This window comes from Streptomyces griseorubiginosus, from assembly GCF_036345115.1.
Lineage (GTDB): Bacteria > Actinomycetota > Actinomycetes > Streptomycetales > Streptomycetaceae > Streptomyces > Streptomyces griseorubiginosus_C.
Genome location: NZ_CP107766.1, coordinates 5,256,288 through 5,275,444, shown reverse-complemented (window position 1 = coordinate 5,275,444; position 19,157 = coordinate 5,256,288). Strand labels below are relative to the sequence as shown.

Below are 19,157 nucleotides of genomic sequence, written 5' to 3'. Positions count from 1 at the left end.
CGGGCGCCCCTCGTCGTCTGTCGGCTGGCGGTCAGCCGCGGAAGCCGAGCAGCTGGTGCAGCTCGTCGCCGCCCTGGGTCGCCGTGGCCGGCGTGGAGGCGCCGGTCAGGGCCGACGCCGTGGTCGGCTGGGCCGCCGCCGGCTTCGGGTCGGGGAGCTTCTTGCAGACCGCGTCGGCCGTGCCGTGGCCGCGCGGGACCGTGCCGTCGGTCAGGTACTTGGCGAGGTACTTGTCGAGGCAGGCGTTGCCGCTCAGGGTGATGCCGTGGTTGCCGCCGCCCTGCTCGACGACCAGGCTGGAGTGCTTGAGCAGACGGTGGACGGTGACGCCGCCCTGGTACGGCGTGGCCGCGTCGTTCGTCGCCTGGAACAGGAGCACCGGCGGGAGCTTGGAGTTGGCGACGTTCACCGGCTTCAGGGTCTTCGTGGGCCAGAACGCGCACGGCGCGTTGTACCAGGCGTTGCTCCAGGCCATGAAGGGAGCCTTCTTGTACACGGCCCAGTTGTCCTTCTGCCACTGCTTCCAGTCGCGCGGCCAGGAGGCGTCACGGCACTGCACGGCGGTGTAGATGCTGTAGCCGTTGTCACCGGAGGCGTCGATCGCGGCGAGGTTCTCGTACGCCTCGACCAGCGGGGCGGCGTTCTTGTCGTTCACGTACGCGGCGAACGCCTTGGCCAGGTCGGGCCAGTAGCCGTTGTAGTAGCCGCCCGGGATGAAGGTGTCCTCCAGCTCGGCCGCGCCCACCTTGCCGCCGGCCGGCGTCTTCGCCAACTGGGCCTGCATCGCGTACCACTTGGCCTCGATCCTGGCCGGGTCCGTGCCGAGCTTGTACGTGGAGTCGTACTTCGCGATCCACTCCATCAGGGCCTTCTGGCGGGCGTCGAAGGCGTAGTCCTGCGAGATGTTGGCGTCGTACCAGACGCCGTCCGGGTCGACGATCGAGTCCAGCACCAGGCGGCGCACGTTGCCCGGGAAGAGCTTCGCGTAGACCTGGCCGAGGTAGGTGCCGTACGAGTAGCCGAAGTAGTTGATCTTCTTCGCGCCGAGGGACCTGCGGATCGAGTCCATGTCCTTCACGGCGTTGATCGTGTTGATGTACGGCAGCACGTCGGCGTACTTGCGCCCGCACGCGGCGGCGAAGGACTTGGCGCGCTCCAGGTTGGCCTTCTCGATCGCGGGCGTGCTCGGGACGCTCGGGGGGCGCACCGGGTTGAAGTAGCCCGGCACGCAGTCGAGGGCGGGCTTGCTCCGGCCGACGCCGCGCGGGTCGAAGCCGATGACGTCGTACTGGGCAGCGACCGCCTTGGGCAGGTTCGAGGCGACGAACCCGGCGAGGGTGAGACCGCTGCCGCCGGGCCCGCCCGGGTTGACCAGGAGTGGCCCCTGGTACTTCTTCGCGGTGTGCGGCACCCGGGACAGGGCCAGGGTTATCTGGCGCCCCTTGGGGTGGGCGTAGTCGAGCGGCACCTTCACCGACCCGCACTGGAGCGTCGGGTAGTCGTCGGTACCGCACTTCTTCCAGCTGACCTTCGCCGCCGCCTGGGCGGGCGAGACGGTGCGGGACGTACCGGCCTCGGCGGGAACGGCCGTGACGGCCCCCGCGAGAACGACGGTCGCACCGCACAGCACAACTGCGCTTCTTGTCATGGAGCCGCATCATGTCGAAGAAATCTTCGGATGAGAAACACCTGAACGAAAGATTTGAAACTCCTTTGGATCGGCGACGCCTTGGCCACCGGTGTCGGCCTGGCCACGGCGGGCGTGGGCGGACTGGCTGTTGGCGCTACCTGGTTCGGCGTCGGATACGGCGCGGGCGAACTGGGGGAGAAAGCCGCCACCAGCGTCCTGAATCAGGCACCGACAAGGGACAACCGGCAGACAGGAGGACTACATGTCACACCCCCAGCTTCTGGCCAAGGGCGCCGGAGACGGCACTCCGCCTTTCTGGATCATCGCTGTCGCCCTGGTGGTCATCGTCGGGGTGGCGTTCCTGGTGAGCAAGGCCCGAAAGAAGTAGCACCACCCGCGAGACACCCAGGACATGTGACGCGCGCCGCCCGGTTGGTCCCGTACCGGCCGAGCGAAGCGTGTGACCTCGCCGCACGCCTTCTGCCGGCGCGCACAGACGTCCGATGACCCGGTACGACGGTGCGTGTGAAGCAGTACGTACGAGAAAGGCAGAGCGCCCGAGGGTGGCCGGGCGCCCCTCCTTTCACGCAGCCGTGCAGCTCACGCTCGGCACGCCCCCGCCCCCCGGCGTGCCCCCGAAGCCGAAGGTCGCCGAACCGCCCGCCGGGATGGACCCGTTGTGCGAGGCGTTCGTGGCGGTCACGGTCGAGCTGGTCTGGGTGTACGACGCGTTCCACATGGAGCCGACCTTCTGGGCGCCCGGCCAGGTCCAGGTGACCTTCCAGGAACTCAGCGCCGTCGAGCCGGAGTTGGTCACCTTCACTTCGGCGTTGAAGCCGCTCCCCCAGTCGCTGCTGACCGAGTAGGTGGCGGTGCAGGCCGCCGTGCCGCCGCCCGGGTCACCCGGACCGCCGGGGTCGCCGCCGCCCGAGCCCGGGAAGCCCGGCGCCTTCACGCTCGCCAGGTAGCCGTCCTTCACCGTGTCCACGGTCTGCCAGTCGTCCTTCAGGATCCCGCCCGTGTCACCGGAGTTGGGGTTCCACGACCAGAAGGTCCAGTGGAAGGAGTCGGCGCCGTACGTCGAGGTCGGGCGCAGGTACGACACCAGCGCCGCCAGCCACTTCTGGTCCACGGTCGACTGGAGGGTGGTCCCGAACTCGCCCACCCACACCGGCGCGATGTTCTGCTTGAAGATGTAGCCCCAGTACTTGTCCCAGATCCCCGGCATGTTGGCGGGGAACGACGGATCGCTGAACCAGCTCTGCTGGGCCACGCTCGTCGCGTAGTCGTGGGCCGAGTACACGACCCGGTTCGCCACGCTCAGCTGCACCGGGTACTGCGCGACCCCCATCAGGTTGCCGCCCCACCAGCCCGAGACACCGTTGAAGGTCTGCACGCCCTCGACGAAGATCAGCAGGTCCGGGTTGATCCCGAGCACCGCGTTCCCGGCCCGCTGGGCGGCCAGACGCCAGTCCGTGGCGGTGTCCCCGCAGCCCCAACACGCCGGGTCGTGCGGCTCGTTGTGCAGATCGATGCCCACGACCGTGTCCTGGCCCTTGTAACGCGTGGCCAGCGCCTTGAGGTTGGCGATCCACGTCGACTCCGGCACCGCGGCCGTGTACCAGAGCGCCGACTGGCCGCCGGAGTCCGGGCGGTGCCGGTCGAGGATGACCTTGAGGCCGTCCTGGCCGGCGTACGACACGATCCTGTCCAGTACGCCGAGGGAGCTGAGTCCCTGGAGGTCGGCGTTCTTGCCGCTGGAGAAGTCGATGCTGTTGGGGACGGTCCCCGCCTTGAAGATGTCGTCGCTGAACGGGATCCGGATCGTGTTGTAGCCCAGCGACTTCATCTGGTCGATCATGGACTTGTAGTCGCGGGACCAGAGGCCGTGGACGACGTGGTTGGAGGTCTCGAAGCCGAACCAGTTGATCCCGGCGATCCGGACCGGCTGCCCGGACGCGTCCAGGATCTGGCGGCCGCTGGTGTGCCAGTAACCGGCCCCGGCGTCGGCCTTCGTCTCGGCCGCGTGTGCCGTCTGCGCTCCGACCAGGAGCGGTAACAGAAGCGCCGCCGCGCACAGCGCTCTTCGCAAGCTGCGGAACATGTTCGCTGCTTCCTCTCGAAGGGGGAGCAGGCCCGGAACCTGATGGGAGCGCTCCCATCATCCTGCTCCTCCCATGGAAGTCAGGTCACATGAACACGTCAAGACGCAGGACGCTACCTACTGAGCTTCTGGAACCTCCGCACCGCCAACGGCAGGAAGATCGCCGTGAGCACCACCGGCCACACCCCGGCCATCAGCAGCGCGTGCTGCTCGACCCAGGAGTCCCCGCCGCCGACCGGCGTCCCGAACAGGTCGCGGGTGGCCGCCGCCGTGGACGAGATCGGGTTCCACGCGGCCACCGCGCCCAGCCAGTCGGGCATCAGCTGCGGCGCGACGAAGATGCTGGAGATCATCGTGAGGGGGAACGCGACCGCGAACAGCCCGCCCGCCGCCTCCGGGTTGGGGACCATCAGGCCCAGCCACACCCCGATCCAGATCAGTGCGAACCGCAGCCACAGCAGCAGTCCGAAGGCGGCCAGGAAACCCAGCCCGCCGTCGGGACGCCAGCCCATCGCCACCGCGGTCAGCATCATGATCGCCAACTCGGCGCAGGCGACGAGCAGATCGGTCACCCCGCGCCCCGCGACCACCGCGGAGGAGGCCATCGGCATCGAGCGGAACCGGTCGATCACGCCCTTCGTGGCGTCGTACACCACCAGGGTCGCGGTGTTGATGAAGCCGAAGGCCATCGTCATCACGAACATGCCGGGCATCAGGAAGTCCTTGTAGTCCCCGCCGCCGGGCACCTGCATGGCGCTGCCGAAGACATAGCCGTAGAGCAGGACGGAGAGGATCGGGAAGCCCAACTGCCAGGCGATGTTGACGGGTTGGCGCTGGTAGTGGGTGAGGCCGCGGCGGACGATGTTCCAGACGTCGGCGAGGACCCAGTAGGTGCGGCCGCGGGTGGCCTCCATGGTGCTCATGCCGCTGTCTCCTTCTCCGTGCGGTGTCCGGTCAGGCGCAGGAACACGTCGTCGAGGCTCGGCCTGCGCAGTCCGATGTCCTCGACCCGCACGCCCTCGTCCTGGAGGGTGCGGGCGACCTCGGTGAGTGCGGAGACCCGGTCGACGACGGGGGCGTGCACCCGCAACTCCCCCTCCTCCGCCTCGGGTTCGCCGTCGGAGACCCGGGCGACGACCTTCACCACGCGCGGGATGTCGGTCCGCTCGGCGACCACGACCTCGATACGGTCGCCGCCGACGCGGTCCTTGAGTCCGTCCGGGGTGTCGTCGGCGATGGCCCGGCCCTGGTCGATGACGGTGATGCGGGAGGCGAGCTTGTCGGCCTCCTCCAGGTACTGGGTGGTCAGCAGGACCGTGGTGCCGCTCGCCACCAACGCCCGTACGGATTCCCACACTTCGCCCCGGCTACGGGGGTCGAGTCCCGTCGTCGGCTCGTCGAGGAAGAGCACGGCGGGCGCGAGGATCATGGAGGCGGCGAGGTCGAGCCGGCGCCGCATGCCGCCGCTGTACTTGCCGACGCCCTTGTCGGCGGCGTCGGTGAGGTCGAACTGCGCGAGGAGCTCGGCGGCCCGCTGCTTGGCCCGCTTTCCGCCGAGGTGGAACAGCCGGCCGAACATCTCCAGGTTCTGCCGGCCGGTGAGGACCTCGTCGACGGCGGCGTACTGGCCGGTGAGGCCGATCCTCGACCGCACCTCGCGCGCGTGCCGGACCACGTCCAGTCCGGCCACGGTGGCGCGGCCGCCGTCCAGCCGGATCAGCGTGGACAGGATGCGGACCGCCGTGGTCTTGCCCGCGCCGTTGGGGCCGAGCAGGCCGTGCACGGTGCCCTCGCGGACGGCGAGGTCGAAGCCGTCGAGGGCGTGTTTCTCGCCGTAGCGCTTCTCCAGGCCTTCGGCGTGGACGGCGTATCCGTCGTCGGACATGGGTCCCCCTTCTCGCGATTCCGCTAATTGAGTACAGCGTACCCGATTGCGCGTACGGTGTACTCGGTATTTCGGCGGAACTAAGCTGCCCCCATGACGAGCAGCGGGGACACCAGTGGCAGCGGGGACATCGTCCGCACGCTCGAACTGCTGTGGGACGGCACCCCGCGGCCCAGCCGGGGCCCGAAGCCGGGACTGACGCTGGACCGGATCGTGGAAGCAGCCGTCCGGATCGCGGACGAGGAGGGGCTCGACGCGGTCTCGATGCGCCGGATCGCCACCGAGCTCGGCACCGGCGCGATGTCCCTGTACCGGTACGTCCCCGGCAAGGCCGAGCTGCTCGACCTGATGCTCGACCGCGTCCAGCGGCCCTCCGAGAACCCGGCCGACCACGGCGACGGCTCCTGGCGCTCCGCCCTGGAGGCCATGGCCCGCGCCACGCTCGCGCTCTACACGCGCCATCCCTGGCTGCTCGGCGTCAACCAGGCCCGCCCGCTGCTCGGTCCGAGCGCGCTGGACGGCATGGAGAAGATGCTGGGCCGGATCCGCCCGATGGGCCTGACCGACCCCGAGCTGGTGTCGGCGGTCATCATGGTCGACGGGTACGTCGTCGGGGCCGCGCGCACGCAGGTCTACCAGCGGGAGGCGGAGCGGACGTCGGGGATGACGACCGCGGACTTCTTCGCGGCGCAGGCCCCCTTCCTCGAGAAGGTCATGGCCGGCGGCCGCTACCCGGTCCTCGCCTCCCTCGCCGAGGACACCTGGAGCCCGGAGTTCGACCACTTCGGGTTCGGGCTCCAGCGCATCCTGGACGGTCTTGAGGTGTTCGTCGCGCGCAGGCGCGAGGAATCAGGTGCGGCGGCGGAACAGCCGTCGGAGTCCGAGGAAGCCGACGACGGCCACCAGGGCGAGGGCGCCGATCTTGACGGTTCCGTCGGACCCTCCGCCGCCGTCGCTCCCGGAGGCCGAGGAACTCCCGCTCCCCGAGGGTGACTCCGAGCCGCCGTCACCGGGCGCGTCCTGTGCCTCCACCTCGCTGTCGGCGCCCTCCATGCCGAGCAGGAGCCTGGTCCCGTCCGGGGAGTAGGAGACGGACTCGCCCTGTCCGAGGGGCACGCTCAGCCGCCCCTCCTTCTTGATGTCGCCGTCGTTCCAGTCGTACCAGATACCGCCGAAGTACCCGCGTACGGCGAGCTGTTGACCATCCGGTGAGAAGGCGGCGTCGGTGGCCCACAGGTCGACGGGGTGCACCGGCCTGAAGAGGTTCGTGCCGGAGGGGGAGAGCTTCGCGGGGCCGGCGTACAGGTGGCCGCCGTCCTCCTGCTTGTCGATGATGTAGACGCGTCCGGTCTTCGGGTGGACGACCATCGACTCGGCGTCGCGCGAGCCGTCGGAGTACTTCACGACGTATTGCGTGGCCTTGACGGTCTGGTCCTTGAGGTCCTTCGGCTCGGGGAGCTTGTAGATCCAGACGTAGGGCCAGGTGACGCCGTCGTTGTCGCCGATGTCACCGACCCAGATCTGGTTGTCGGGCCCGATGGAGATGGCCTCGACGTCCCTCGGGGTGCCGACGCCGGTCATGGTGATCCTCGCGACCGTCTTGCCGGTGGCGCTGTCGACGGCGTAGAGGTAGGCGCCGGTGTCCTGGTCGTTGTGGGTCCAGTAGATGCCGGGGTGCAGGTGGGAGGCGGCGAGGCCGCTGGACTCGGTGATCCGGGGGTCGGTGATGGTGAAGCCCTGGTTCCCCTTTCCGTTCCCGTCGTCGGCTGAGGCGGGGAGGCTGAGGGCGCCTACGAGCAGGATCGCGGCTAGGGGGGTGAAGGGTCGACGCATGGGGCCAAGCCTGCCACTCGGCTGCGCCGGGCTGGGGCGGGTGGGGGGTGGCTGGGTCCGGTTCGTGGTTGGGTGCGGGTTCGGTGGGGGCGGGCGTTTTTGCGCAGTTCCCCGCGCCCCTGGATGCCTGCAGCGGCCCCTTGCTGTCCGGTGGGGGCGTGCGTAGCGCATGCGGTTGCGTTGTGGGTCGGGGCCGGGGTGGGGGGTATCCGTCCTCGGTCCGGCGGCTCGGTCGTTCATGAGGGGCTCGGTTCCGGACGCCGGCCGCTGCGGGCGGACACCCCCCACCCCGTCCCCTGCGCGCCGTACGCGGCGAACGGTGCGTGGGGGCGGACGCGGGCGGCTGACGGTCCGGTCGTGGCGCGGGTGACTGCAACTCCCTAGGGGCGCGGGGAACTGCGCGACCAGCCACGACGGACCTCAAGCCGCCCGACGACCTGACCCGGCACCCCCCTAGGCGCCCGGCCCCAGCCCAGCGCAGCGGGGACGTGGGCTCTTTCACAGCACCGGCGGGTCCAAGATCTGTTACTAGGCGGTAAGAATCACCGATGATGGGCACATGCTGCGATTCATGCCCGTCGGCGACTCCATGACCATCGGCAGCGCGGGCGAGCACACCTGGCGGTACCGGATGTGGCAGCACCTGCGTGACACGTACGGCGGCCCCTTCACGCTCGTGGGCCCCCGCGAGACGCTGTACGACAAGGCGGCGGACGCGCCGACGTCGTACGAGTACGCCGATCTCGACTTTCCGCGGGCCCACCTGGCCGGCTGGGGTGAGGGCTGGCAGCACATGGTGCCGCTGATCGGCGAGGCGGTGCGCGGGCACCGGGCGGATGTGCTGCTGGTGTCGCTGGGCCTGATCGACCTGGGGTTCTACACGAACGCGGAGCAGACGGCGGAGAACGTGCGGGCCTTCGTGGCCGAGGCGCGCTCGGCGAACCCCCGTATCCGCATGGTCGTCCTGCCGGTGATCCCCAACGTCCGGGCGGAGACGGACGCGTTGTTCGCCGGAGAGGTCACCCGCTTCAACGAGCTGCTGGCGAAGACGATCGCGGACCTGGACGAGCCCCGCTCCCCCCTGCTCCCGGCCACCCCTCCCCCGTCGTACGACATCAACCTCGACACGTACGACGGCACCCACCCGAACGCGAGCGGCGAGCACAAGATCGCGGCGGCCTTCGCGGAGGCGATGTACCAGGCGTGGGACCTGGGCGAGCCCTACGAGTCCGACTGAGCAACCGCGTCGGCGTTCAGCCGGACGACCCGGCCCCCGGGGACACCGAGACCCCGCACCAGGAGGTCGGCGGCGCGCGGGGAGAACAGCCCGCTGGTCGCGCTCAGGATGAATCCGTCGGCGGGAGCGTCACGCACCGCCCGTAGCAGGAGGAACGCCTCCCCCTCCGCCGGGGCGAACGCGAAGCACCACCATTCGGCGAAATCGTCCCGGGTGAGCTCGGCCGGGCCCCAGCGCTCCTCCAGATCGGCGCGCGCGACCTCGACCTGGGCGAGCCATCTGATCTCGTGTGGGCTGACCTGCTGTTCGGGGATGCGCTTCAGCTCGTTCGGGTGCCGCTCGCGTGGACTCACTCGTGCCTCACCTCCCTGTCCGCCGCCCTGATCTTCCCCTCTCCGCGGCGCCCGCGGGCAGGCCCAGGGGAATACCGCTTCCCGCGTGGGCCGTTGAAGGCGGCTGTCTGTCTCCGGTGGGAAGCGTGGTGGGCGTTCGATGAAGGCGGTCCGGTTCCACGAGTACGGCGGGGTCGAGGTGCTGCGGGTCGAGGAGGTGGCGCGGCCCTCGCCCGGTGCCGGGCAGGTGCTGGTCGAGGTGCGTGCGGCCGGGATCCAGCCCGGGGAGGTCATGATCCGCGAGGGCGAGCGGCACGACCGCTGGCCGGCGACCTTCCCCTCCGGGCAGGGCAGTGATCTTGCCGGGGTCGTGGTGGAGACGGGCCCGCACACGCGGGGGTTCGCGGTGGGTGACGAGGTGCTGGGCTTCACCCACCAGCGGGCCAGCCACGCCCAGTTCGTCGTGGCCGACGACGTGAACCTGTTCTCCCGGCCGCCGGGACTGTCCTGGGAGGTGGCCGGTTCCCTGTACGTGGCCGGTACGACCGCCTGGGCCAGCGTGTTCGCCGTGGACCCCGTGCCCACTGACACGGTCGTGGTGTCCGGCGCCGCGGGCGGGGTGGGGTCACTGGCCGTGCAGCTCGCGCGGCGGCGCGGGGCCACGGTGATCGGGCTGGCTAGCGAGCGGAACCACGGCTGGCTGAAGGAGCGGGGTGTGGTGCCCGTCGGGTACGGGGAGGGGGTGGCTGAGCGGATCCGCGAGGCGGCGGGCGGGCGCGTGGACGCGTTCGTCGACACGTACGGCGAAGGGTATGTGCGGCTGGCCGTGGAACTGGGCGTCCAGCCCTCACGCATCAACACGATCCGTGACTGGCGTACCGCTGCGGAGGTCGGTGCGCGCACCTACGGCGAGGGGTCGGCGGCCTGTGCGGTCGTCGTCGGTGAACTCGCCCGGCTGGCCGCACGGGGTGAGCTGGAGGTGCCGATCGCCCGGACCTACCCGCTGGAGCGGGTACGGGACGCTTACCGCGAACTCGAACTGGGTCACACCCACGGCAAGATCGTGCTCCGGCCATGACCCGGGCGTCGGCCCTCCGTGACCCGGTCACCGTGCGTATCGTTGTACTGCGCGGCTGCACTCGTCCATGGGGCAGCCGGGGAGGAGCGCCACGATGACCGTCCTCGAAGACAGGATCGCGATGGCCGAGAGCGACAACACGAGCACCCTCGACGAGATGTTCGAGCGGCTCGAGACGATGCCCGTCCCCGAGGGATACAAGGTCGAGATCGTCGAGGGGACCGTCTACATGTCGCCGCAGCGGGACACCCGCTGGGAGATCATCGCGGACATCTTCGAGCAGCTGCGGACCAAGTACCCGCGAAAGCGCGTGAAGTCCGACGTGCGCATCGACTACCCCGGGCACCTCAACGGATTCGCGACCGATGTGACGGTGGTGGCCGAAGGCGCCACCAAGTCGGAGGACGGCCACTGGTCGTACGAGGACGTCGAGTTCGTCGCCGAGGTGATCTCCAAGGGCACCGCGGCCAACGACTACGGCCCGAAGAAGACCGCCTACGCCACGGCCGAAGTCCCCGTCTACGTCATCGCTGATCCGTATCAGGGGCGCTGCCACATCTACACCGACCCCAAGGGCGGCGACTACGAGGTCGAGACCAAGGTGGCCTTCGGCAAGGACGTGGACCTCACCGGCACCGTCGTCGATCTCGTCCTCAAAACCGATGAGTTCCCCCGCGACTGACTGACAGAATCCGCCGCATGGCGATCATCCACAACACCACCCTGAAGCCCACCAAGCTGGAACTGCTCACCACCTGGCTGCCGACCCGCCCCTGGTACGCCGGTTCCGGCGCACCGGAGTTGACCAAGGCCGGCGGGTTCCGGCTCGACGACCCGGAGGGCGAGGTCGGGATCGAGTTCATGGTGGCGCTCGACACCTCCGGCCCCGAGCCCGTCGCCTACCACGTTCCCCTCACCTACCGCGCCGCCCCGCTCCCCGGCGCGGACCACGCCCTCGTCGGCACCATGGAACACGGTGTCCTGGGCCCCCGCTGGGCCTACGACGGCCTCCACGACACCGTCCTGCGCACCGAACTCCTCGCCCTGTTCGAGGGCCGAGCCCAGGCCATGGCCCAGAGCATCAGCGACACCCCCGACCACGAGGTGGCCCACTCCTACGCCGGTCCCGCCCTCCCCACCGGCCCCGCCGAGATCACCGAGGACCGGGACGGCGGCACCGACCTCACCCTCCCGGACGGCACCCTCCTCCGCGTCCACCGGACCCTGTCGGCCGCCGCACCCGAGGGAGTGTCCGGCCAGGTCTCCGCGCCCTGGAACGCCCCGGACGGCACCCGCGTGCGCTCGGTGTTCGCGAGCCTGCGCACTCCCTGAGACGGGCGGACGCCACAGCGCGGCGCCCGTTCTGGACGGCCGCGCGCGGTAGTCCGGAGTCGCTCCCGGAGGTCATCCAACATCGCCCCTGGCGAGACGGAGACGAGGTACTCACACGCGGCCGGTGACCTCCCACAGCAACTCGCCCATGACGTACGGCACTCCGCGCGACGGCACCGAGCGCCACCCCAGCGGCCAGGTCACGCCGGTCAGCGCGGGCACCCCGACATAGGCGAGGCTGCGGTCACCGCGGGTCAGGGCCCGCACCCCCGGCGGCCAGCGGAAGTCCGCCGCGGTTCCCGGCGGCAGCAGAAAGTACGTGTTCCGCTCCCCCGTGGCCTCCTGGACGATCGGGCCCGCGTCGAAGTCCGTGCACACCATCAGCTCGGAGGCGACCCGTTCGCCGTGCACACCGCGGATCCGTACGGCGTCGAAGTGCACGCCGGCGTGCCGCAGGGCGTGACCGGTGGCGGGGATCCAGGTCGGGAGCCAGGGGGCGTCGATTCTCTCGTTCATGCAGCAGAGCGTGGCGGGTGCTCACATACTGTGACCAGGGCTGCGGAAGTTCCGTGCAGAGCTGTGCACTTGGGGAGGCGGTTGTGCACTTCGGTGACCGTGGATCGGAGTCCTTCGGCGTGCTGCTCCGTTTCTTCCGCGAGCGGGCCGGGCTCACCCAGGAGGGCCTGGGCAAGCACGTCGGCTACTCCAAGTCCCAGGTGGCGATGGTGGAGCGGGGAGAGCGGTCGCCGAGGGGACAGTTCGTCGAGATCGCCGACGAGGTGGTCGGTGCACAAGGTGCACTACTGGTACTGGCCGAGAAGGAGTTGAAGAAGCGCGGGCTGCCGCCCTGGACCGAGGACTACCTCTCGGAGGAACGCAGAGCGGCGGCCCTGCACGTGTACCAGAACCACGTTGTGCCCGGCTCGCTCCAGACCGAGGCGTATGCGCGTGCCGTCTACGACTGCCACGTACCGGCGTTGGACGACGAGGACATCGACCGCCGGGTGACCGCCCGGCTGGAGCGCCAGCAGCTCTTCGAACGCAGGCCCCGGCCCCTCGTCAGCTACGTACTGGAAGAGAGCACGCTCACCCGCCCGTTGGGAGGTTCGGAGGTACTCAAGGAGCAGCTGCGGCACATCCTCCAGATCGGCCGACTCCGTCACGTGGAGATCCAGGTCATGCCGCACAACCGCCGGGCCCACGCCGGGCTGAACGGCCCGATGATTCTCCTGGAGACCACCGAGGACCGTCGGCTTGCCTACGTGGAAGGCCCCAGCGGCGGCTACTTCGTCAGCGAACAACCCGACCTGCAGGAACTGTTCGCCCGGTATGGCATTCTGCGAGCGCAGGCTCTCAACCCCGACGAGTCCGCGAAACTGATCGACGAGGTGGCAGAGGGACTATGAGCGAGGACCTGCACTGGTTCAAGAGCAGTTACAGCGGAGACCAGGGCGAGTGCCTCGAAGTCGCCCACACCCCCGCCACCATCCACGTCCGCGACTCCAAGACCCACACCCCCGCCCTCACCGTCACCCCCACCGCGTGGTCCGCCTTCCTGCGGTCCGATATCAAGTCCAGGCAGATGTGATCCCGTCACCTGGGGCACCAAGGTCGCCCCGGTCGCCGCACCGCCGGCTGACCCCCCTTGCCTAGAGCGCACTCCACGTCGTTGGCTAGGGGTTCATGAAGTACACGCAGCTCGGACGCACCGGACTCAAGGTCAGCCGACTCGTCCTCGGCACCATGAACTTCGGCCCGCAGACCGACGAGTCCGACTCCCACGCGATCATGGACTCGGCCCTCGACGCGGGCATCAACTACTTCGACACCGCCAACGTGTACGGCTGGGGCGAGAACAAGGGCCGTACCGAGGAGATCATCGGCAACTGGTTCGCGAAGAGCGCCGCCAACCGCGACCGGACCGTCCTCGCCACCAAGGTCTACGGCAACATGGCCGCGGACGGCGAGGCCTGGCCCAACCACGACAAGCTCTCCGCGCTCAACATCCGGCGCGCGGTCGACGCCTCGCTCAAGCGCCTCCAGACCGACTACATCGACATCTACCAGTTCCACCACGTCGACCGCGCCACCCCCTTCGAGGAGATCTGGCAGGCGATCGACACCCTGGTCCAGCAGGGCAAGATCCTTTACGTCGGGTCGTCCAACTTCCCCGGCTACAAGATCGCCCAGGCCAACGAGATCGCCGCCCGCCGGGGCGGCACCATCGGCCTGGTCAGCGAGCAGTGCCTCTACAACCTGGCCGAGCGGCGCGCCGAGATGGAGGTCATCCCGGCCTCCCAGGAGTACGGCCTCGGCGTGATCCCCTGGTCCCCGCTGCACGGCGGTCTGCTCGGCGGGGTCATCAAGAAGGAGGTCGAGGGCGGTCGCCGCGCCTCGGGCCGCGCCGCCGACACCCTCAAGGACCCGGCCAAGCGCGCCCAGATCCAGTCCTACGAGGACCTTCTGGAGAAGCACGGCCTGGAGCCCGGCGAGGCGGCCCTGGCCTGGCTGCTGACCCGCCCCGGCATCACGGGCCCCATCGTCGGCCCGCGCACGGCGGAGCAGCTGGAGTCGGCGATCAGGGCGGTGGACCTGGAGCTGTCCGAGGAGCTCCTGGCCGGCCTGGACGAGATCTTCCCGGGCCCGGGCCCGTCCCCGGAGGCCTTCGCCTGGTAGGAGCGCCCCCGCAGGGGCGCAGGGCGGAGTCGATTTGGGGCTCCGCCCCGTGGGCGCGACCAGCCACAACGGCGCGGCAGCCGAGAACTGGCCGCAGTTCCCCTTACCTACCAAGGGCCGCAGCAAGAGCAACAACGACGAACATCATCACCAGCACACCGGCCATGATCCGGTTCCGCGTCTTCGGGTCCACACATCGAGCCTAACCGCCCCCACCGAGCGCCCAACGCCCGACCACCTCATAGCGGGGCTGCTCCCCCGCCACCCCGGTGACCGGCAGGTTGCTCCGCACCAGCGCCAGCTCGGACACCGTCCACGCCCGACCGGTGAACCCGTCGAGCACGTCCAGATACGGCCGTACATCCACCGCCTCCCGACTCCGCGCCACCGTCAGATGCGCCTTGTAGCGCCGGTGCTCCCCCATCTCCACCCCGGCCTTCCGCCCCGCCGCCTCCGCCCGATCGGCGAGCAACCGCAACACCGGCAGCTCGCCGGAGGCCCCGGCCCACAGCGCCCGCCCGTGCCCGAACTGCCCACCCCCGCGCACGGCCAGCGGGAAGGCGGGCGTTCGCCGGGCCGCCCGCTCCAGCCGCTCCGACAGTTCCGGTACGACGTCGTCGTCGACCTCGCCGTAGAACGCCAGCGTGAAGTGCCAGCCCGGGACGCCGGTCCAGCGCAGCCCCTGCGCGCCGGGCAGCTTCCTCAACTCGGCGACCACTGCGGCGAGTTCCTCGGCGACATCCTGCGGGGGCAGCACCGCGGCGAAGAGTCTCATGGGGTCAGCCTGTCACCATGAGGGCATGGAGATCACCATCAGGGACGGCGGACCCGACGACATACCCGTGATCCTCGGCATGCTCGACAGCTGTGTGGAGTGGCTGGTCGGACAGGGGCGCCCCGGTCAGTGGGGGACGAAGCCGCTGTCGGAGAGCCCGAGGACGGTGGAATCCGTCGCCCGGTACATCGACGAGGGCAGCGCCTTCGTCGCCGAGGCCGACGGGGTACCGGCTGCGACCCTCACCCTCACCGACGCGCCGGGCGCCTACCTCGCGCATCTCCCGCCGCCCGGCGAGCCCGAGCGGTACATCCACTGGCTCGCCTCCGACCGCCGCTTCAAGGGCCACGGAGTCGGCAGCGCCCTGCTCGCGCACGCCGCCGAGCACACCCGGCGCGCGGGTGTCGCCCTGCTGCGGGTGGACTGCTACGCGGGCGACGACCGCGGGCTGGTCGCGTACTACGAGGCCAACGGCTTCACCCCGACGGAGACGTACTCCGCCGGGGCGAACGGCGACTGGCCGGGCCAGGTACTGGCCATGCGCGTGCTGCCGTAGGGCTCGGGCCCCCGGCGCCACAAGCCGTCGTACGGCTCAGGCCGCCGCAGCCAGCTGTTCCTGCGCCTCGCGCGGGACGAACCGCACCTGCGGGTGGCCGCGGTTCCAGCCCACCGAGAGCCGCAGGTTGCCGACCCTGGCCAGGACCAGGCCGACCGTCACCGCGGCCGCCGCGGCGATCGCACCGCCCACCGCGAGGCCGGCCCGGACGCCGTACGCGTCGGTGATCCAGCCGGCGATCGGTGCGCCGATGGGCGAGCCGCCCATGAACACCATCATGTACAGGGACATCACACGGCCCCGCATGGCCGGGTCCGTGCCCATCTGGACGGAGGTGTTGCCGGTGACGTTGACCGTCATGCCGAACATCCCGATCGGGGCCATGAGCAGCGCGAACAGCCACAGCGAGGGGGCGATCGCGGCCACGATCTCCAGCGTGCCGAAGGCCACCGCGCCCACCACCAGCACCCGCATCTTCGCCGTGCCGCGCCGGGCCGCGAGCAGGGCGCCGACGAGGGAGCCGACGGCCATCAGGATGTTGAAGAGGCTGTAGGAACCGGCGCCCGCGTGGAAGACGTCGTCGGCGAAGGCCGACAGGTAGACGGGGAAGTTGAAGCCGAAGGTGGAGACGAACCCGACCAGGACGATGGTCCAGATCAGCTCGGGGCGTCCGGCCACGTAGTGCAGCCCCTCCCTCAGCTGTCCCTTGCCGCGCGGGGCGCGCTCCACGACGTGCAGCTCACGTGTCCGCATCATCATCAGGCCGATGAGCGGGGCCACGAAGGACAGGCCGTTGGCGAGGAACGCCCAGCCGGTGCCGACGCCGGTGATCATGACGCCCGCGACCGCGGGGCCGACCAGGCGGGCCGACTGGAAGTTCGCGGAGTTCATGCTGACCGCGTTCTGGAGCTGGTCGGGGCCGACCATCTCGGAGACGAAGGTCTGCCGGGCCGGGTTGTCGACGACGGTCGCGAGGCCCACGGCGAACGCGGCGAGGTAGACGTGCCAGACCTCGACGTGACCGGTCAGGGTGAGGACGGCCAGCGCGATGCCGGTGGCGCCCATCGCGGACTGCGTGAACAGCAGCGCGCGGCGCTTGGGCAGCCGGTCGACGAGGACACCGCCGTAGAGGCCGAAGAGCAGCATCGGCAGGAACTGGAGCGCTGTCGTCACGCCGACGGCGGTGGCGGAGCCGGTGAGGCTGAGCACCAGCCAGTCCTGGGCGATGCGCTGCATCCAGGTGCCGATGTTGGAGACGACCTGGCCGAGGAAGAAAAGGCGGTAGTTCCTGACCTTCAGGGAGCTGAACATCGAGGACTTGCGGGTTCTGGGGGCGGGCGGGGTGTCGAGGGTGGTCGGTGCGGGTGCGGAGTCTGCTCCGGGTCCCGAACTCAAAAGTGTTCGCCTCCTCTTTGCGGCTTACAGATGTGCGAGCTTCTCCAGCACGGGGGCGGCTTCGCGCAGTTTCGCCCACTCGTCCTCGTCGAGGCCGTCGACCAGGGTGGCCAGGAAGGCGTTCCGCTTGGCGCGGGACTCCGCGAGCATGGCCTCGGCCTGCTCGGTCTTGGTGACGACCTTCTGGCGCCGGTCCTCGGGGTGCGGCTCCAGCCGGACGAGTCCCTTGGCCTCGAGGAGGGCCACGATGCGGGTCATCGACGGCGGCTGGACGTGCTCCTTGCGGGCGAGCTCGCCCGGGGTGGCCTTGCCGCAGATCGAGAGGGTGCCCAGCACCGACATCTCGGTGGGGCTCAGCGACTCGTCGACTCGCTGGTGCTTGAGCCGACGGGACAGTCGCATCACGGCGGAGCGAAGGGCGTTCACGGCGGCAGCGTCGTCGCCATGGGTGAGGTCCGGCATCTCTTTAGCGTAACTCATTACTCTCGCTAAACAAGCTGGCGTGCGCGAGGATTCCCGTGACTCCGGCCACGGAAACCCGATCTTCACCCATACGAGTGAGTCGACAGCGGAAAGTGAACGCCGCTCCCCGTCGGCGGCGACCCTCGTGTCCATGGGGACCAGCGTGCTCAGCCTGCGGATAGACGGGGAGCTGCTCGAACGGCTCCGGGACCATGCGGCCAAAAGGGGAATGAGCGTCCAGGACTATGTGATCCGGACGCTCGTTCGAGACGACTTCGACGAGCGGTTCCAGACCGCCGTCGACGAGACGGAGAAGTTCTACGGGGTGACGTGAGGGCGACGTGAGGGCGGGGCATGTGAGACCCGGTCACGTCAGACCCAGCGCCGGCATCAGGTAGTAGAAGGCGAAGACGGCGGAGACGACGTACATCGCGACCGGGACCTCCTTGGCCCGTCCCGCCGCAAGCCGCAGCACCACGAAGGTGATGAAGCCCATGCCGATGCCGTTGGTGATCGAGTAGGTGAACGGCATCATCACCATCGTCACGAACGCCGGGACGGCGATGGTCCAGTCGGCCCAGTCGATGTCCCGGACGGAGTTGGCCAGGATCATGAAGCCCACCGCGAGCAGCGCGGGGGTCGCGGCCTGCGACGGGACCATCGTGGCGACCGGGGTCAGGAAGAGGGCCACGGCGAAGAGGCCGCCGGTGACCACGTTCGCGAAGCCGGTGCGGGCGCCCTCGCCGACGCCGGCCGTGGACTCCACGAAGGCCGTGGTGGCCGAGGAGGAGCTGGCACCGCCCGCCGCCACCGCGAGGCCGTCCACGAACAGGACCTTGTTGATGCCGGGCATCTGGCCCTGGGCGTCGGTGAGCTTGGCCTCGTCGGAGACGCCCATGATCGTGCCCATCGCGTCGAAGAAGCACGACAGCAGGACCGTGAAGACGAAGAGGATGCCGGTCAGCACGCCCACGTGGGAGAAGCCGCCGAAGAGGCTGACCTTGCCGAGCAGACCGAAGTCGGGGGTGGCGACCGGGTTGCCGGGCCACTTCGGGGTGGTGAGGCCCCAGCTGGGCACCTTGGCGACGGCCTCGATGATCACCGCGAGGACCGTCATCGCGACGATGGAGATGAGGATGGCGCCGGAGACCTTGCGGACGATCAGGGCCAGGGTGAGCAGGGCTCCCAGGATGAAGACGAGCACCGGCCAGCCGTTGAGGTGACCGTCGGCACCGAGCTGGAGCGGGACGGTGGTCTGGGCCGCGTCCGGGATGCGGGAGACGAAACCGGAGTCCACCAGGCCGATCAGCATGATGAACAGGCCGATACCGATGGAGATCGCCTTGCGCAGGCCGAAGGGCACCGCGTTCATCACGCGCTCCCGCAGACCGGTGGCGACCAGCAGCATCACGATGAAGCCCGCGAGCACCACCATGCCCATCGCGTCCGGCCAGGACATCCGGGGCGCGAGCTGGAGCGCGACGACCGAGTTCACGCCGAGCCCGGCGGCCAGCGCGATCGGGACGTTGCCGACCACGCCCATGAGGAGCGTGGTGAAGGCGGCGGTCACGGCGGTCGCGGTGACCAGCTGGCCGTTGTCCAGCTGATGGCCGTACATGTCCTTGGCGCTGCCGAGGATGATCGGGTTGAGCACGATGATGTAGGCCATCGCGAAGAACGTGGCGAACCCGCCCCGGATCTCCCGGGGCAGGCTGCTGCCCCGCTCGGAGATCTTGAAGTAGCGGTCGAGGGCGGTCGGCATTGGATGTTCCTACGAGTGGAATGAGACAAGGTCGGACGCAAACCGTTTCAGTATGAACGTATGAGGCCGGTGGGACCATCTCCGCGCGTAGATGTGATCG

At 69.7% G+C, this 19,157-nt stretch carries 21 protein-coding genes; 11 read left to right on the top strand and 10 right to left on the bottom strand.

Going from position 1 to position 19,157, the window contains the following annotated elements; genetic code table 11:
- Window positions 1-31: 31 nt before the first annotated feature.
- Window positions 32-1,648, bottom strand: a complete 1,617-nt coding sequence (locus OHN19_RS23920) for an alpha/beta hydrolase (RefSeq protein ID WP_330266140.1) — start codon at window positions 1,646-1,648, stop codon at window positions 32-34.
- A 244-nt stretch (window positions 1,649-1,892) separates the two neighbouring features.
- Between OHN19_RS23920 and OHN19_RS23915 the strand changes: the two genes are divergently transcribed.
- The gene (locus OHN19_RS23915) at window positions 1,893-2,018 is read left to right on the top strand and encodes a hypothetical protein (RefSeq protein WP_330266139.1); all 126 of its coding nucleotides are present in this window, start codon (window positions 1,893-1,895) and stop codon (window positions 2,016-2,018) included.
- Window positions 2,019-2,213: 195 nt separating this feature from the next.
- Here OHN19_RS23915 and OHN19_RS23910 read toward each other — a convergent pair whose 3' ends face one another.
- The 3 genes from OHN19_RS23910 to OHN19_RS23900 form a co-directional block, all read right to left on the bottom strand.
- Window positions 2,214-3,734 carry a cellulase family glycosylhydrolase gene (locus tag OHN19_RS23910; protein WP_330266138.1) on the bottom strand — a complete coding sequence of 507 codons (1,521 nt, stop codon included), beginning with the start codon at window positions 3,732-3,734 and terminating at the stop codon, window positions 2,214-2,216.
- Window positions 3,735-3,847: 113 nt separating this feature from the next.
- Window positions 3,848-4,657 carry an ABC transporter permease gene (locus OHN19_RS23905; RefSeq protein ID WP_330266137.1) on the bottom strand — a complete coding sequence of 270 codons (810 nt, stop codon included), beginning with the start codon at window positions 4,655-4,657 and terminating at the stop codon, window positions 3,848-3,850.
- The gene (locus OHN19_RS23900; RefSeq protein ID WP_330266136.1) at window positions 4,654-5,619 is read right to left on the bottom strand and encodes an ATP-binding cassette domain-containing protein; all 966 of its coding nucleotides are present in this window, start codon (window positions 5,617-5,619) and stop codon (window positions 4,654-4,656) included. Before OHN19_RS23900 ends, OHN19_RS23905 begins: the two co-directional genes overlap by 4 nt.
- A gap of 93 nt (window positions 5,620-5,712) precedes the next feature.
- Here OHN19_RS23900 and OHN19_RS23895 point away from each other — a divergent pair, with 93 nt between their 5' ends.
- Both OHN19_RS23895 and OHN19_RS23885 read left to right on the top strand, forming a co-directional pair.
- The gene (locus OHN19_RS23895; RefSeq protein WP_419249537.1) at window positions 5,713-6,612 is read left to right on the top strand and encodes a TetR/AcrR family transcriptional regulator; all 900 of its coding nucleotides are present in this window, start codon (window positions 5,713-5,715) and stop codon (window positions 6,610-6,612) included.
- Between the two features lie 1,399 nt (window positions 6,613-8,011).
- A complete protein-coding gene (locus tag OHN19_RS23885; protein ID WP_330266134.1) occupies window positions 8,012-8,689 on the top strand; it encodes an SGNH/GDSL hydrolase family protein in 678 nt (225 codons plus the stop codon).
- Here OHN19_RS23885 and OHN19_RS23880 read toward each other — a convergent pair.
- Window positions 8,674-9,042: a hypothetical protein gene (locus tag OHN19_RS23880; protein WP_330266133.1), complete on the bottom strand. Its 369-nt coding sequence runs from the start codon at window positions 9,040-9,042 to the stop codon at window positions 8,674-8,676. The two genes, OHN19_RS23885 and OHN19_RS23880, sit on opposite strands and share 16 nt — an antisense overlap.
- Window positions 9,043-9,181: 139 nt before the next feature.
- Here OHN19_RS23880 and OHN19_RS23875 point away from each other — a divergent pair, with 139 nt between their 5' ends.
- From OHN19_RS23875 to OHN19_RS23865, 3 genes are all read left to right on the top strand, one after another.
- The gene (locus OHN19_RS23875; protein WP_330266132.1) at window positions 9,182-10,099 is read left to right on the top strand and encodes an NADP-dependent oxidoreductase; all 918 of its coding nucleotides are present in this window, start codon (window positions 9,182-9,184) and stop codon (window positions 10,097-10,099) included.
- Window positions 10,100-10,193: 94 nt separating this feature from the next.
- The gene (locus tag OHN19_RS23870) at window positions 10,194-10,781 is read left to right on the top strand and encodes a Uma2 family endonuclease (protein WP_330266131.1); all 588 of its coding nucleotides are present in this window, start codon (window positions 10,194-10,196) and stop codon (window positions 10,779-10,781) included.
- A 17-nt stretch (window positions 10,782-10,798) separates the two neighbouring features.
- Window positions 10,799-11,431, top strand: a complete 633-nt coding sequence (locus OHN19_RS23865) for a maltokinase N-terminal cap-like domain-containing protein (protein WP_330266130.1) — start codon at window positions 10,799-10,801, stop codon at window positions 11,429-11,431.
- A 111-nt stretch (window positions 11,432-11,542) separates the two neighbouring features.
- Here OHN19_RS23865 and OHN19_RS23860 read toward each other — a convergent pair whose 3' ends face one another.
- Window positions 11,543-11,947 carry a hypothetical protein gene (locus tag OHN19_RS23860; RefSeq protein WP_330266129.1) on the bottom strand — a complete coding sequence of 135 codons (405 nt, stop codon included), beginning with the start codon at window positions 11,945-11,947 and terminating at the stop codon, window positions 11,543-11,545.
- 83 nt (window positions 11,948-12,030) lie between these two features.
- On the opposite strand from OHN19_RS23860, the gene OHN19_RS23855 reads away from it, so the two are divergent.
- From OHN19_RS23855 to OHN19_RS23845, 3 genes are all read left to right on the top strand, one after another.
- Window positions 12,031-12,837 (top strand): helix-turn-helix transcriptional regulator, encoded by an 807-nt coding sequence (locus OHN19_RS23855; protein ID WP_330266128.1) that lies wholly within the window; start codon window positions 12,031-12,033, stop codon window positions 12,835-12,837.
- The gene (locus OHN19_RS23850; RefSeq protein ID WP_330266127.1) at window positions 12,834-13,019 is read left to right on the top strand and encodes a DUF397 domain-containing protein; all 186 of its coding nucleotides are present in this window, start codon (window positions 12,834-12,836) and stop codon (window positions 13,017-13,019) included. Before OHN19_RS23855 ends, OHN19_RS23850 begins: the two co-directional genes overlap by 4 nt.
- Before the next feature lie 95 nt (window positions 13,020-13,114).
- The gene (locus OHN19_RS23845; protein WP_330266126.1) at window positions 13,115-14,107 is read left to right on the top strand and encodes an aldo/keto reductase; all 993 of its coding nucleotides are present in this window, start codon (window positions 13,115-13,117) and stop codon (window positions 14,105-14,107) included.
- A 202-nt stretch (window positions 14,108-14,309) separates the two neighbouring features.
- Here OHN19_RS23845 and thpR read toward each other — a convergent pair whose 3' ends face one another.
- Window positions 14,310-14,882, bottom strand: a complete 573-nt coding sequence (gene thpR / locus OHN19_RS23840; RefSeq protein WP_330266125.1) for an RNA 2',3'-cyclic phosphodiesterase — start codon at window positions 14,880-14,882, stop codon at window positions 14,310-14,312.
- 25 nt (window positions 14,883-14,907) lie between these two features.
- Here thpR and OHN19_RS23835 point away from each other — a divergent pair, with 25 nt between their 5' ends.
- Complete coding sequence (locus OHN19_RS23835; protein ID WP_330266124.1) at window positions 14,908-15,438, top strand: GNAT family N-acetyltransferase; 531 nt, start codon at window positions 14,908-14,910, stop codon at window positions 15,436-15,438.
- A 36-nt stretch (window positions 15,439-15,474) separates the two neighbouring features.
- Here the strand turns inward: OHN19_RS23835 and OHN19_RS23830 are convergent, their stop codons facing one another.
- Window positions 15,475-16,833, bottom strand: a complete 1,359-nt coding sequence (locus tag OHN19_RS23830; protein WP_330266123.1) for an MFS transporter — start codon at window positions 16,831-16,833, stop codon at window positions 15,475-15,477.
- A 24-nt stretch (window positions 16,834-16,857) separates the two neighbouring features.
- Entirely contained in the window at window positions 16,858-17,295 is a 438-nt protein-coding gene (locus tag OHN19_RS23825; protein ID WP_330266122.1) for a MarR family winged helix-turn-helix transcriptional regulator, read from the bottom strand.
- A gap of 145 nt (window positions 17,296-17,440) precedes the next feature.
- Between OHN19_RS23825 and OHN19_RS23820 the strand changes: the two genes are divergently transcribed.
- Window positions 17,441-17,629, top strand: coding sequence for a ribbon-helix-helix protein, CopG family (locus tag OHN19_RS23820; protein ID WP_330269690.1), 189 nt, complete (start codon window positions 17,441-17,443; stop codon window positions 17,627-17,629).
- A 33-nt stretch (window positions 17,630-17,662) separates the two neighbouring features.
- Here OHN19_RS23820 and OHN19_RS23815 read toward each other — a convergent pair whose 3' ends face one another.
- Window positions 17,663-19,057, bottom strand: coding sequence for an NCS2 family permease (locus OHN19_RS23815; RefSeq protein WP_330266121.1), 1,395 nt, complete (start codon window positions 19,055-19,057; stop codon window positions 17,663-17,665).
- Window positions 19,058-19,157: the final 100 nt, after the last annotated feature.